We start from the raw sequence: 14,862 nt of genomic DNA, 5'->3' as shown, positions 1-14,862 counted from the left end.
TTAAAAGGTAAGTAATGAGTTATTTTGAAGCGTTTATATTGGCGTTGGTGCAAGGCTTTACTGAGTTTTTACCTATTTCCAGTTCGGCACACTTGATCCTTCCATCAGCGGTTTTAGGTTGGGAAGATCAGGGCTTGGCTTTTGATGTCGCGGTCCATGTCGGTACTCTAGCCGCGGTCGTGATCTATTTCCGTAAAGAAGTGATTTCGTTGCTGGGCGCATTCTTCGGCTCAGTGTTTAAGGGCGATCGCAGCAAAGAAGCGAAATTGGCATGGATGATCATCCTTGCGACGATTCCTGCATGTATATTTGGCCTGCTGATGAAGGACATTGTTGAGCTTTACCTGCGCAGTGCATGGGTGATTGCGACAACGACCATCGTCTTTGGTCTGTTGTTGTGGTGGGTAGATAAGAACTCAAGCCTACGTGATGATGAGTACCAGGCAGGTTGGAAAAAAGCGTTGTTTATTGGTCTTGCTCAAGCCATGGCAATCATTCCTGGTACCTCTCGCTCAGGCGCTACGATTACAGCAGCACTTTACCTTGGCTTTACTCGTGAAGCAGCAGCTCGATTCTCTTTCCTAATGTCTATCCCAATCATCACTTTAGCTGGTGGTTACTTAGGTCTTAAGTTGGTGACCAGTGGCGACCCAATCCATGTGGGTACACTGCTAACCGGTATTGCAGTCTCTTTCATCAGTGCTTACATCTGTATTCACTTCTTCTTGAAGCTTATTTCACGCATGGGCATGACGCCGTTTGTTATTTACCGCCTAATCTTAGGTTGTGGTCTGTTTGCTTTCTTAATAATGCAGTAACAGGCGCTGATAACAGTCTCGCTGTAAAATTTAAAAAGTCCGCTTTACTGCGGGCTTTTTAATATGTGCTTACTGGTGAACTGTAGGCTAGTGAGTCTCGAGTTCTGATAGCGCGCCTTCAATGGCTACTGCTCTGCGCTTCTCTTGTTCTTCTCGAATATCTTTACCTTTAAAGCCATCGGCAATGATTGCTTTTACTTCCACTTGAAGTGCTGCCTGATAGGCCGCTTCAAAACGAGCCTTTTGAGGGTAAGGCTGATCTTCTAACCCTTTGCGACCAGTGTGGTCAGCTTGGCAGCATAGCAAGATGTCGTTAAGGCGATCTGGTTTGCGCCAAACATCGAACTTGTTGAGAACTTTAAGGAAAGTTGTCGGCTTGAGCTCACCCGCGCGATGAATGTTTGAGTGCTGCTCACACACTAATAGTGCGAGGTCTCTGAATTCATTAGGCACTCTCACTCGCTCACACAGTTTCTTAATGATCTTAACACCTGTGTGGCAGTGCATCTTATGGCTTGGCCATTCAGCTTGTGGTGTCACGCCTTTACCTAAGTCATGCACTTGAGCGGCAAACCGTACCGGCAGTGATGGGCTTAATAGCGCTGCTTGCTGAGCCACCATCAGAGTATGGATACCCGTGTCGATTTCAGGGTGCCACTTTTCCGGTTGAGGAACACCAAACAGAGCGTCAATCTCTGGTAAAACAACCGCTAATGCACCGCACTCTTTCAACACCGAAAGGAACACTTCCGGATGTGGCGTACTGAGTGATTTGTGCCACTCTTGCCACACTCGCTCAGCAGTAAGATGCGCAAGCTCTCCTGATTCAACGATTGTCGCCATCATGGCCATGGTTTCCGGTGCAACGCTAAAGCCGAGGTGGTGAAGCTTGGCTGCGAAGCGCGCAACTCGCAGCACTCGAAGTGGATCTTCGACAAAGGCATCGGATACGTGTCTAAGAATACGATCGGAGAGATCTTGCTGGCCGTGGTAAGGATCGTGAAGGTTGCCAGCATCATCTTGAGCGATGGCGTTGATCGTTAGATCGCGGCGCATGAGATCTTCTTCTAGGCTAACATCTGGCGCGAAGTAACATTCGAAGCCTGTGTAACCAGAGCCTGACTTCCTTTCTGTGCGCGCCAGTGCGTGCTCTTCCTTGGTTTTTGGATGCAGGAAGACTGGGAAGTCTTTACCCACTGCAGTGAAGCCAAGGCTTTCCATCTCTTGAGGGGTACTGCCAACAACTACCCAATCTTTATCGTAGCTATCAATATTGAGTAGCTTATCGCGCACCGCTCCACCGACTAGATAGCGCTGTAGCCCATTCTCTTTTGGTAGGCTATCGTATATTTGCAACTTATCACCTCGAAATGTTTTATCACTGCTGGACTTTACGGCAAGCAATGGTACTTTCCATTAATCGTAATTATAGGGCAGCACATGTATAAGGAATATTTTGGCTTCGTTGAGATGCCATTTTCGATTGTACCAAATTCTCGCTACTTGTTTTTGAGTCAGCGCCACCAAGAGGCGATGCAAAACCTACAAGCCGGTTTAGGCGAGGGTGGGGGCTTTGCAATGCTCACTGGTGAGGTGGGAACCGGTAAAACAACGGTCGCTAAGGCGATGTTGTCCTCCCTTGATAGCCATACTCAAGCTGGCCTTATACTCAACCCTACATTTTCCAATACTGATTTGCTTGAAGCTATCTGTGATGAGTTCGAGATCGACTATCCGCAGCAGGCATCACTCAAACAGCTGAGTCAGGCGATTCACTATTTCTTACTAGATAGCCATGCCGAAGGTATTCAAACCTTATTGGTGATAGATGAAGCTCAGCACTTAGCTGCCGATGTGTTGGAGCAGCTACGGCTTTTAACGAACTTGGAAACTGACAGCCGCAAGCTATTAAAAGTATTGCTGGTTGGCCAACCTGAATTACAACAGCACCTGCAGACTACGCAATTGCGCCAACTAGCGCAGCGTATTACGGGACGCTATCATTTGTTGCCGCTCAACATTCAAGAGACAGGTAAGTACATCGCGTTTCGTTTAGAGACGGCTGGTGGCGAGCAGATGCTGTTTTCGAATCGTTCCGTTAAGCTGATTGCTCAATATACTCATGGTATTCCAAGATTGATTAACTTGGTGTGTGATAAGGCGCTGCAGCTAGCGTTTCATGATGGAGAGCCAACACCGAGCAATGACACGGTCAACAAAGCGTGTCAGCAGATCATGGCGTTTCAAGCCGAGGTTTACCATGTTGAAAAACCTCGAGTAGCGAGCGCGCTACCAAAACTAGTTAAATACGCGAGTGCTACTACCTTGAGTGTTGTGCTTGCGATGGCGACCTTCCACTTTGCTCCAACCTACATTGACACATGGCTAACAACTCAACCTTCGAATGAAGCCCAAGCATTAAGCTCAGCAAAAATGCAGCGTTCGTCAATCGCAGATATGCCTAAGGTGGTTGTTGAGTCTGAGACAGACAAGTTCGCACTGCCAACACATATTCAGCAACACTTGATGCAAGGAACTAACCGTTCGCTGGCGATCAAGGACTTATATACGCTTTGGGGATACCAATCCTCCCTCCGTGATGGTTTATGTCTGAGCGAGCCACAAAGCGTGTTCGTATGTGAGCAACAACAAGCAAGCTTAGATGACCTTCTAGAGTTAGGCGTTCCTGTGGTATTGAACCTAGATGTAGAGCAAGAGCCTGTGTTTGCGGTGCTTTATGGTGCATCACAAGACGCTGTCGAGTTACTGGTGAATGAAAAACTGTTAGTCATGCCGAAGCAGTCTCTAGAGAAGGTTTGGCATGGCGATTATGTCGCGATTTGGAAACAGCCGCTGCGAGAGACGTTGAAAGAGGGCTATCAGGGTGAAGCTGTCGCTTTGCTTGATTTGTTGCTTTCTGAGGTTCTTGGAGAGGTTGTATCTGGTAGTGATGTATTTGATTACGAATTAAAAATGAAAGTCGAAGCATTTCAAACTTGGCAGGGCATGTCGGTCGACGGTATTGCTGGTCAACGAACTTTAGCTAGGCTACAAAGATTAGCTCAGCTAGATTCTCCTAAGTTAATGTCATTAAGCGGAGGAGCGAGCTAATGTCACGCATTATGCATGAGTTGAATCAGTCCCCAGACAAATCTAGCTTCAAGGGCTACCAAAACCATCAAGTGTCGAGTTCTGCAAAGGGTATAAGCAACAAACGCGGTTCGTCGTTGGCTATGGGGTTGCTTGTTTTACTTGTGCCTTCTCTGTTGGTAGGTGGTGCCTTGGTGTATCAATCTTACTATCAACAGCAAACGGCTAACCAAGCTGGTATTAGTTCGAGTTCAGAATCAGAAACCCAGCCTGTTCAAGCTAAAGATATCGAAACGATTGATTTGAATGCCGAAGAAGAAGTCGAAGATGAGCCTCTGTTTGTGGTGCGCCCAGCACCGACTGGCAAGACGCTAAAATCGTTACCTCGCCAAGAGGTTTATGCTCAGGTTAATTCTGACAGCTCTAACTTTTCTGGTGGAGTTACCGTACCGGTAGTCACTGCCGAGAGCAGTGCGCGAACGGCCGATGATTCGGAACTGGCATTTGTTGAGCCGAAAGTTGAACCTGGTGTCAGCAATGAAAGCAATTACCAGCAATCAGACAGCGACCTACTACAAGGGCTAGACTTGACCGAGTTACCGCCTGACTTAGCATTGAAGCTAGAAACGATTATGGATCAGCAGCCAAATGAGCCTGAGCCAATGGATTCGCGACCAGCAAGCCAGATGGAACCTCAAGTTATTGAGATCGAAAATCACGTTAACAGTTTGTCTGGTGTATTACCTAAGCTCGATTTGCAAACCCATATGTATTCAAGCAGTGAGAACAAGCGTTGGGTTAAAGTGAATGGGCAAGAGGTGTCGCAGGGAGATTGGATTGGCAACGATGTGCAATTGCTAGAGATAAAGCCGCAATCTGTGGTTGTTGAGTTTAACCAGCAGAAGATAGAGATTCCTGCTTTGTATGAGTGGAAGGGCTAACCTAAGGCTGCAGCAAGCACTTTGATAATATGCTGAGATAAATAAAAAGGAGCACTTAGGTGCTCCTTTTTGGTATTCGAGATTGAATTTACTTTGCTTAACGCAAAACAGTCAAACGAAACGCTTACGCCCAGCCGTTTGGTGACTTTTTACGACGAGGAATGATGTGTGGCAGAACAAGGCCTAGAAGTAGACCGATACCAGCAACACCACCACCGTACATGAAGTACTTCAATAGTAGGTCATCTTTCTGCGTGTCTAGCTTAGCGCGTAGCTCACGGTTTTCTGTTTGAGAGCTTGTTAGCTGTTGGCTAATCTCGCTGTAGTTCTGTTCTAGTTCAGCAATCTGCTTATTACGAGAATCTAGAGAACTTGCTAGGCCTGCCTTTTCGCTGTCAGCTGTTTGACGTGCATTAGCCAGCTTAGTTTTCACTTCTGTCAGCTCTTTTTCAAGCTTAGGCATACGCAGAGCCATGCTTTCTCTTGTGCTTACAAATTTGCTCTCAACCCAACCTTTACGGCCACGGTTGTCTTGGATCTGAGTGTAACCTGTGCTCTTGTTTGCTTGCAGGTAAGTGATCTTCTCACCAGCATCAACACTGCCGATGATACGGTAGGTGTTGTTTGGGCCAGAATGCATATAAGTAAATAGTTTGTCAGCAATATAACGGTCTTGTGCAAAGGCAGCTGGAGCCGCAAGCATTGCGAACAAAACTAAGCTAATCAGTTTTTTCACAGTAAATCCCTTAACGATTCAAGTTGGGTAGGCGGATGAGTCAGCCTCAATGAGCAAATAATATTTAGTTTCTTTATGCGGTGCAACAAAGAAGGGAGGCAAAGCCTCCCTTTCTGTGCGTTTGAGTCAATAATGACATGGCATTTACATATCGTTACTGAAGCTCACATAACTCTGACGCTAGCATTGGCTAACGCAGTGGCACTTACATGCTAAACATAGCCTGAATACCGTAGAAGAACACAACAGCAAGTAGAGCACCTGCTGGCAGTGTCACAATCCACGAAGCTACGATATTACGTACAACACCTAAGTTCAGTGCCGCGATACCACGAGCAAAACCAACACCCAATACCGCACCAACTAGTGTTTGTGTCGTAGAGATTGGAAGACCAGTACCTGATGCTAGAACAACCGTACATGCTGTAGCAAGTTGCGCTGCAAAGCCACGGCTTGGTGTTAGTTCAGTGATACCAGTACCAACCGTTGCCATTACCTTATGACCAAGAGTCGCAAGACCAACAACGATACCAAAACCACCTAGAGGAAGAATCCACCATGCGATAGTGCTCTTACCCGTGATTTCGCCCATGTGCTCAACCGTTGATACAACAGCAGACAGTGGACCAATCGCGTTTGCAACGTCGTTTGAACCGTGTGCGAATGCCATCGCACAAGCTGTGATAACCATTAGTACAGAGAAGATGCCTTCAACACCAGCAAAGCCGTGGTCTTCTTCGCGGTTAGCGAATTTCTTCTGGATGTATAGGTAACCACCAATCATTACAACAGCAGATACGCCTGCAGCCCAAACCCATGCTTCAGTGTTGCTTAGGTGAAGACCAACGTGCTTAAGACCTTTCTTGATTGTTACCAGTGCAATTACCATCGTTGTGATGAACATGTACACAGGAACGAAACGTTTAGCGTTAAATAGTGGGTTCTCAGTATCAAAGATCAGTCGCTGAGCACTCACAAAGATAACGTAAGCGAAGAAACCAGAGATGACAGGAGTAATAATCCAACTACCCACGATACCTTGAACGCTGCCCCAGTCTACCGCTTCAGTACCTACAGATACGCAAGCGAAACCGATGATTGCACCGATGATTGAGTGAGTAGTAGAAACAGGCCAGCCCATGTATGAAGCTAGAAGTAACCATGTACCAGCAGCAAGAAGCGCTGACATCATACCGAATACAAGTACGTCTGGTTGATGTGCGAATAGAGACGTCTCGATAACACCTTTACGGATCGTATCGGTAACTTCGCCACCAGCAAGATATGCACCAGCGAATTCAAAGATCATTGCGATAATGATCGCTTGTTTAACGGTTAGAGCTTTAGAGCCTACTGAGGTGCCCATTGCATTCGCAACGTCATTTGCACCAATACCAATAGCCATCAAGAAACCGAAAGCTGCTGCAACAATAATCAGGACAGTGCCGTAGTTAGCAAGGATATCCATCGTAATACCTAGTTGTTTGATAACAAGCGGAACAAATTTAGACGCAAAAAACCGCTCAGCGAGAGAAATACTCAACGCATAAGTGGTTTGTTCAAAAAATGCTCTTCGTTATATGGTTAACGTATGATTTAAGATCGAGAAAGCATTACTTCAAGACGAGCGCCTACACGCTGTGCTTGATCTGCAATACCACCAACCCATTCAAGAATTTTGTATAAGAACATGATATCAACTGGATTCAGATCGCCTTCAATCGCCATTAGTTGTTGGCGTAGTTCGATCTGCATCGCATCCGTGTCATCTTCAATTACATCTAATTGATGAATCATTTCAGCAACGAGTGTTACTTCGCGGCCTTTAAAGCCAGTCTCAAGTAATTCGTCTAGTTCATTGATTACGTTTTGTGCTTGGTTCGCTGCATCTAGACAACGTTTAACGTAAGCGATGAAGTTTTCTTGTAGAGGAGCAGGAATGACAAGTTGACGACCATATACACGGCCAGCAATGTCTTTCGCTAGGTTTGCTAGTTTGTCTTGCTGAGTTAATAGCTCCAACATGTCGGTGCGATCAACAGGCATAAACAAACCACGAGGAAGTTTAAGGCGAATTTCACGTTTTAGTACGTCAGCTTCTTTCTCAAGGTGAGAAATCTGAGCTCGAATTTCAGCTGCTTTTTCCCAGTCACCCTTTGAAGAAACTTCAAAGAAATTAACCAGGTGAGAACAACATTCGTTCACGCATACTACGTGACGCTGCAAAGGTTTAATTGGGGACTTTGCAAATAACCCCATAATTGTATTTACTGGCATGGTCATCCAACCTAATAAATAATAACCTTAAAACAACATACACCATATTCATGGTGAAATGTTAAGCGATGGCTACAAAGTCGCGCATGTTAACCTAATCAATCTCTCATTAAAACTGTTTTAGATCATCATAAGGGCGATATTTCTGACTTGCCGACTTTGAAAATTGGCAATATCCTGTCCCTATCTTCACAGAAAGGTATAACTATGGAAACCGAGATAGAACTGAAGTTTTTTGTTTCTCCTGATTTTTCAGAGACTTTACGCAATAAAATTGCTGAAACTAAAGTACTTCAGCACAGTTGTCGTGAGCTAGGTAACATCTACTTTGACACCCCTGACAACTGGCTACGCAAGCATGATACCGGCTTGCGCATTCGACGCTTTGATGACGTATTTGTACAAACGGTAAAGACAGCTGGTCGCGTTGTTGCAGGTCTACACCAAAGGCCTGAATACAATGCAGAACACGACAGCAATCAGCCCAAGCTTGCCTTGCATCCAGAAGATATCTGGCCTGAAGGTAAAGACATCGAAACACTGGAAGCCGAGCTTACTCCACTCTTCTCTACTAACTTCACACGAGAGCAGTGGCTGATTGGTATGCCTGATGGTAGCCAAGTTGAGGTTGCCTTTGACCAAGGTTTCGTTGAGTCAGGCGATCAGCAAGAGCCGATTTGCGAGGTTGAACTCGAACTTAAATCCGGTCAAACCGATGCTCTGTTTACACTGTCTCGCCAATTCTGCGAACAAGGTGGTATGCGCTTAGGTAACTTAAGCAAAGCTGCTAAGGGTTACCGACTTGCTCAAGGTTATCAAGGCGATGAAGTTACTCCTTTGACCTTAGTTGATACTGACAAAACTGACACCGTTGAATCGTGTTTCATTCAATCTTTAGAGCATGCTCTCGCTCATTGGCATTACCACGAGCAAATTTTCACCGAGCGTCAGTCGATTGAAGCCCTTCATGAGATCAGCCATTCACTAAGCTTTATTCGCCAGACTTTCACCATTTATGGCGGCATTGTGCCAAGACGTGCCAGTGCAATTTTACGCCAAGAGCTGAAGTGGTTAGAACAAGAGTTGGATTGGCTAAAAAGCTATGACCATTTTGAGGATTTGCTAGAAGATAAAGGCCACGTTCTGCGTAAGCTTGATGCTCGTAAATTCTTAGTGGCTGAGCTAAAAGAGATGCAAGAGCAATTGCCAGATCGTGAAGAGTTACTGACTCTCTTGAGCTCTGCTCGTTACACCGGTCTTCTGCTTGATTTAAGCCGTTGGATTCTTACTCGAGGTTGGCAACCATTCTTGGACGACAAAGCGCGTGAGCAAATGGGACGCGGGATTGAATGGTTCTCTGTGAAGCAGCTTGATCGCACCTGGGCGGAGTTGATGGAAGCTTTTCCACCAGAGCGCGTGATGACAAGCCAAGCCTACATCGATCAGCAGTATCGTTTGATGCGTAACCTGTACTCTGGTGTTGGCTTTGCGAGCTTATACGATGACGATGAGCGTAATAGCTTCCGTTTACCTTGGGCAGACATGGTGCAAGGTATTGACGATTTGCTGATGCTGCGAACCTTACAGCCACTCACTGAGAAGTTAGAAGGTGACGAGAAGGATCAGTTAGAACGTTGGCTTGCTCGACAAGAAGTTTCGATTCTGCATGCGATGGAGCAGACTCGCCAAATCAGTGTTGAAGTTGAGCCATACTGGCAAGACTAGTCTCGACACTAATATCCATTTTTAAATAGGGCTTCGGCCCTATTTTTTTGTCTGTCGTTCAAGTGACTCGAGCCGTTCAAGTATCTGTTGTTGCTGTTCTAAAATCTTATCCAGCTTGCGTTCTTTGTTTTCTAACTGTTGGTTTTGAAGGTCGGTTGGCTCGGTAATTAGCGAGGTGATTAGACCTGAGATCATACCAAATACCCCAACCCCACAGATGATCACAATCGACGCGATTAACTGACCTGCAGTGGTTACTGGATAGTGGTCACCATAGCCAACAGTACTTATGGTGACGAAAGCCCACCATAATGCATCATGGCCAGTCGTGATATTGGCATTAGGATCTTTGTGTTCCAATAGCAGGATCGTGCCAGCCCCGATCGTCAGTAAGATCACCAAAAGCAGAATGATGGAAGCGAAAGTGGTCTCTTTTCTATTACGAAACAACTCTCTGAAAATACGTTTGCTTGAACGCAGAACCAAGATGACTCGCAGAATTTGAAAAATACGAGCGAAACGGAGTGGCTCGATCATTGGGATGCTTGCCAAGAAATCGATCCAGTGTACTTTGAGGTATTCTTTCTTGTTTTGTGATCTGAATAGATCAATCGTGAGCTGAAAAAGAAAAACACTACAGATTATAAAATCGAGGCCGATAAGGACTTGTTTCGATTCTTTATCGATAGGCGCAAACAACAAGCCAGAGATCACAAATAACGCTAAGAAAGAGAGAATCAGTGATAATAAGCTCATCGGCTTAGGTGTGTCTTTGATACTATTTAACATTCATACGAGGCTCAAAATAAATCGCGAACCTGAATAAATCAGCCATCTCGCGGGTATAGAAGCCATCAATATATAAGAGTTAATGGAGAACTGACAATGACTAAACTGTCATTCAAGCCGTGGGAAAGGGTAATCTCTGATATTCGTCTCGTTCCGAAAATGATCATGCTAATGGTGTTCAGTACCATCTTGATCATTGCTAAGCAGTTATGGGATGCGAGCACGTTTTACGATTCATTGCTTGCTGCAACGAACAATGCTCAGGTTGCACAGCAGCATTACGAGACTTACCTAGTTCAAGTCGCTTGGCAGACAGGCTTGATGATCATTGTGTTTGTGGTTCTTCTATTAGCGGCGGCTCGTGTGATGCTGCGTCAAACTCAATACCTCAGTGATGCTATCAAAACGATGGCAGACAAAAACCTATCTGTGCCGATTCACATGGATTGTAAAGATGAGTACGGCGATGTAGCACGTGAGCTAGAAAAAACACGAGTGCAGCTACACGATATGGTGAAAGCTCAATTGGCTTCTTCTGATGAGCTATTTGCTCTAACAGAAGTGATGACCATCAGCATGTCAGAGACCAAAGAGTCTGCTCAAGAAGAGTTTAACGAGATCGACCAACTGGCAACGGCAATGAGTGAAATGACCTCTACCGTTCAAACGGTTGCTGAACATGCACAAAGCGCTTCTTCTCTTACTGAACAAGCATCAGGCCAAGCATTGACGGGGCAGAAGTTCGTTCAGGGCTCTGTATCTAAGATGAGTGAACTCTCTTCAGATATCGCAGCATCTGCAGCAGCGGTAAACCAAGTTGAAGAGCGCGTTGATTCAATCGGTAGCGTTGTCGGTACTATCCAAGGCATTTCAGAACAAACCAACTTATTGGCACTAAACGCAGCGATTGAAGCAGCGCGTGCAGGTGAAGCTGGTCGTGGTTTTGCTGTGGTTGCTGATGAGGTTCGTAACCTTGCACAGCGTACTCAGCAAGCAACCGTTGAGATTCAAGATATGATCAGCCATCTACAAAGCAGTGCAAATTCTGCGGTAGAGCTGATGGAAAAGAGTGTTGTTGAAGCGGCTGAAGGCGTAGACCTTGTGACTAACGCAGGCTCTGAGCTTGATGGCATCGTAAGCCAAGTGAACCAAATCAATGACATGAACTTCCAGATTGCTACGGCTGCAGGCCAGCAGAGCAGCGTTGCGGAAGAGATGAGTGTTAATCTGACCAATGTTCGCGAGCTTGTTGAAGCTTCGGTTGTAGTGGTTGGTGAGCTGCTAGAAACTTCTCAAATCATGCAAAGTAACGCAGAAGAACTGGACGGTAAGATTAAGCAATTTAAGGTATAGCCTTACTTGCTCAATCCCCGTTGTTAGTGCCTGTTTTCTAGAGAGAAAGGTCTAACTCGATAAGTTAACCGATAAAACGCCCACATTACTGATGTGGGCGTTTTTTATTAGCGTAACTTTGGTATAACTTATGTTTAATCATGAAAACTCGTTATTGAAAAACTGAACCGATAAATTGATTGTTCGCGCGCAGCTTATACAAGGAAGAAACATGCCATTGCCTCCTCAACTCGTCACTCATTCGCAGTCAGCTTATGAGCAATTATTAGAGCACCAAAGTGAAGCCATTAATGCTTGGCCAGAGCCGCTAATTGAAGACCTTAAACGCGTCTTAGGATTAAGCTGCTTTATTGGTGATTGCTTACAACGTGACACGACCTTATCGACGACTCTACCGGATATGTTGGAATGTGAGGGGCGTGCAGAAGGGTATCGTGGACGATTGGCTGAGCTGCTTTCAGATTGCACTGACGAAATGAGCGGCCAGCGAGTGCTGCGTCAATTCCGCAACCGAGAAATGACCTATATTGCATGGCGTGACTTTATGGGCTCTTGGGAGCTTGAGCAGAGCTTAAGCCATCTCTCTATGTTGGCAGAAGCGATGATCTTCGAGACCTACCAATGGCAGTACGACATTTGCTGTAAAGAGTGGGGCACACCCTGTAATGAACAGGGTGAAGCACAACCGATGCTTATCATTGGTATGGGCAAGCTCGGTGGTGGTGAGCTCAATTTTTCTTCTGACATCGACCTTATTTTTACTTACCCTGAAAATGGTGAGACCCAAGGTGCAAGACGCAGTATCGCTAATGCGCAGTTCTTCACTCGCTTAGGGCAGCGAATTATCAAAGCGCTCGATCAACAAACCTTTGATGGGTTCTGCTATCGAGTCGACATGCGCCTGCGTCCGTTTGGGGAGAGTGGTCCATTGGTTATGAGTTACGCTGCACTGGAAGATTACTACCAAGAGCAGGGTAGAGACTGGGAACGCTACGCCATGGTTAAGGCGCGTGTTATGGGCAGTGAGATGTACCCAGAATATCAAGAGTTGCGCAAGATGCTACGCCCGTTTGTATTCCGTCGTTATATCGATTTTAGTGCGATTCAATCTCTGCGTCGCATGAAATCGATGATCAGTAGTGAAGTGCGTCGTCGTGGCTTATCCAATAACATCAAGCTCGGCTCAGGCGGTATTCGTGAAGTTGAGTTCATTGCACAAGTCTTTCAACTGATTCGTGGTGGTCGTGAGCCAAGTCTACGTGGACGAGGGCTTTTAGAGACATTAACCGCCATTGACTCTTTGCATCTGCTAGAACCCAAAGAAGTAGCTGACTTGCGCGATGCTTACCTATTTTTACGTCGCCTAGAGAACTTGTTACAGGCGATGGCTGACAAGCAAACCCAGACACTACCGGATGGTGAGTTTGAACAGCTTCAGCTTGCGGTTGCTATGCAATTCAATGATTGGGAGAGTTTGATTACTGCAACTCGCACTCATATGGCGAATGTACATGGTGTCTTCGAAGAGCTGATTGGGATTGATGAAGAGGACGCTAACCCAATCGCGAGTCACTTCATCGAGTTGTGGGATATGGCCCATAAGCCGGATGTTATCGAGCATGTATTGGAGCATGATATTGCTATCGCCAACCCGCCAGAGGCGGCGAAAACCATCATTCAATTTAAAGCGGATATTGCTAAGAAAACTCTTGGCCCGCGTGGACGTGAAGTTCTCAATAGACTGATGCCGAAAGTCTTTCAGGCTTTGTATACTGCTAAAGACGCTGAGTTTGGCTTATCGCGTGTACTGCATCTACTGCATAAAATCGTCACACGCACCACTTACCTTGAGTTGCTCGATGAGCACCCTGCCGCGTTGACTCAACTTGTTCGTTTGTGTACGGCGAGCCCGATGATTTCAGAACAGCTGGGACGTTACCCAATTCTGTTAGATGAACTTATCGACCCTCAACAGCTCTATAATCCAGTGCCACTCGAGTCTTACAAGACAGAATTACGTGATTACCTTGCTCGTATTCCTGAAGACGACATGGAGCAGCAGATGGAAGGCCTGCGTCAGTTTAAGCAGACCTGTATTCTGAGAATTGCCGCAGCTGACATTGCTGGTGTGCTGCCAGTTATGAAGGTGAGTGATCACCTAACTTACTTAGCGGAAGCGATTGTTGAAGCTGGCGTAAACCAAGCTTGGTTACAGGTGTCGGCTAAGTTTGGTGAGCCTACTCACCTTAAAGACCGTGAAGGTCGCGGCTTTGCTGTTGTCGGCTACGGTAAAGTTGGCGGCTGGGAGCTAGGTTACAACTCAGACCTAGATATTGTGTTTATGCACGACTGTCCGGTACACATCTATACTGATGGTAAGAAAGAGATTGATGGGCGCCAATTTTATCTAAGGTTGGCTCAGCGTATTATTCATATCTTCTCGACCAGAACCGCGTCGGGAATCCTGTATGAAGTCGATACTCGCTTGCGTCCATCGGGTGCATCAGGCTTGTTGGTTAGTCCAACGGATGCCTTTGATGAGTATCAACACAACGATGCGTGGACATGGGAGCATCAAGCTCTGACTCGAGCTCGTATGATCTACGGTGATGAGCAATTGGCTTCCGCGTTCAATAAAACACGTCATGAAGTGTTGTGCCTGCCACGTGATGAAGCCACGCTGAAAAAAGAGGTGGTGGATATGCGAGAAAAAATGCGTGATCACCTTGGCGGCAAAAAAGCCGATCGATTCATGCTCAAACAGGACGCTGGTGGTATTACTGATGTTGAGTTTTTGGCGCAATACTTGGTGTTACGATACAGTCATGAGAAGCCAAAACTGACACGTTGGTGTGACAATGTCAGAATCTTTGAGAGCTTGTTATCACAAGGAATCATGGACGAGCAACAAGGCATGTTATTGACTCATGCGTACACAACGCTACGTGATGAAATACATCACCGTAATCTCCTCAACCTAGACGCGGATGTGGCGATTGATAAGTTCGAAATGGAAAGAGAACATGTGGTCCAAGCATGGAAGCAGTGGATGGAAGCGTAACTTGTCTTGCGCTTAGCTATCACAGTGCCTATCGAGATAGGCTTTACTCATTTTTCTATGGTTTAGCCACTG

General features: G+C 46.0%; 11 protein-coding genes. 6 read left to right on the top strand and 5 right to left on the bottom strand.

Annotation, left to right across the window (positions count from 1 at the left end):
- Window positions 1-14 precede the first annotated feature (14 nt).
- The gene (locus tag L0991_11375) at window positions 15-818 is read left to right on the top strand and encodes an undecaprenyl-diphosphate phosphatase (protein XGB62005.1); all 804 of its coding nucleotides are present in this window, start codon (window positions 15-17) and stop codon (window positions 816-818) included.
- Window positions 819-905: 87 nt separating this feature from the next.
- On the opposite strand, the gene L0991_11370 is transcribed toward L0991_11375, so the two are convergent.
- A complete protein-coding gene (locus L0991_11370) occupies window positions 906-2,222 on the bottom strand; it encodes a multifunctional CCA addition/repair protein (GenBank protein XGB62004.1) in 1,317 nt (438 codons plus the stop codon).
- A 36-nt stretch (window positions 2,223-2,258) separates the two neighbouring features.
- Here L0991_11370 and L0991_11365 point away from each other — a divergent pair, with 36 nt between their 5' ends.
- Window positions 2,259-3,929, top strand: coding sequence for an AAA family ATPase (locus L0991_11365; GenBank protein XGB62003.1), 1,671 nt, complete (start codon window positions 2,259-2,261; stop codon window positions 3,927-3,929).
- The gene (locus tag L0991_11360) at window positions 3,929-4,849 is read left to right on the top strand and encodes a general secretion pathway protein GspB (GenBank protein ID XGB62002.1); all 921 of its coding nucleotides are present in this window, start codon (window positions 3,929-3,931) and stop codon (window positions 4,847-4,849) included. Before L0991_11365 ends, L0991_11360 begins: the two co-directional genes overlap by 1 nt.
- A gap of 124 nt (window positions 4,850-4,973) precedes the next feature.
- Here L0991_11360 and L0991_11355 read toward each other — a convergent pair whose 3' ends face one another.
- From L0991_11355 to L0991_11345, 3 genes are all read right to left on the bottom strand, one after another.
- Window positions 4,974-5,585, bottom strand: a complete 612-nt coding sequence (locus L0991_11355; protein ID XGB62001.1) for an SH3 domain-containing protein — start codon at window positions 5,583-5,585, stop codon at window positions 4,974-4,976.
- A gap of 205 nt (window positions 5,586-5,790) precedes the next feature.
- Complete coding sequence (locus tag L0991_11350; GenBank protein XGB62000.1) at window positions 5,791-7,053, bottom strand: inorganic phosphate transporter; 1,263 nt, start codon at window positions 7,051-7,053, stop codon at window positions 5,791-5,793.
- 128 nt (window positions 7,054-7,181) lie between these two features.
- The gene (locus L0991_11345; protein ID XGB61999.1) at window positions 7,182-7,862 is read right to left on the bottom strand and encodes a TIGR00153 family protein; all 681 of its coding nucleotides are present in this window, start codon (window positions 7,860-7,862) and stop codon (window positions 7,182-7,184) included.
- A gap of 207 nt (window positions 7,863-8,069) precedes the next feature.
- Here L0991_11345 and L0991_11340 point away from each other — a divergent pair, with 207 nt between their 5' ends.
- A complete protein-coding gene (locus tag L0991_11340) occupies window positions 8,070-9,587 on the top strand; it encodes an inorganic triphosphatase (GenBank protein XGB61998.1) in 1,518 nt (505 codons plus the stop codon).
- 39 nt (window positions 9,588-9,626) lie between these two features.
- Here the strand turns inward: L0991_11340 and L0991_11335 are convergent, their stop codons facing one another.
- Window positions 9,627-10,376, bottom strand: a complete 750-nt coding sequence (locus L0991_11335; protein XGB61997.1) for a potassium channel family protein — start codon at window positions 10,374-10,376, stop codon at window positions 9,627-9,629.
- 96 nt (window positions 10,377-10,472) lie between these two features.
- On the opposite strand from L0991_11335, the gene L0991_11330 reads away from it, so the two are divergent.
- Window positions 10,473-11,729, top strand: a complete 1,257-nt coding sequence (locus L0991_11330) for a methyl-accepting chemotaxis protein (GenBank protein ID XGB61996.1) — start codon at window positions 10,473-10,475, stop codon at window positions 11,727-11,729.
- Window positions 11,730-11,940: 211 nt separating this feature from the next.
- Window positions 11,941-14,790, top strand: coding sequence for a bifunctional [glutamate--ammonia ligase]-adenylyl-L-tyrosine phosphorylase/[glutamate--ammonia-ligase] adenylyltransferase (gene glnE, locus L0991_11325; GenBank protein XGB61995.1), 2,850 nt, complete (start codon window positions 11,941-11,943; stop codon window positions 14,788-14,790).
- Window positions 14,791-14,862: the final 72 nt, after the last annotated feature.

Origin of the sequence: Vibrio chagasii, assembly GCA_041879415.1 — a bacterium.
In the GTDB taxonomy this organism is placed as follows: Bacteria; Pseudomonadota; Gammaproteobacteria; order Enterobacterales; family Vibrionaceae; genus Vibrio.
This window is presented reverse-complemented; position numbering and strand designations above follow the sequence as displayed.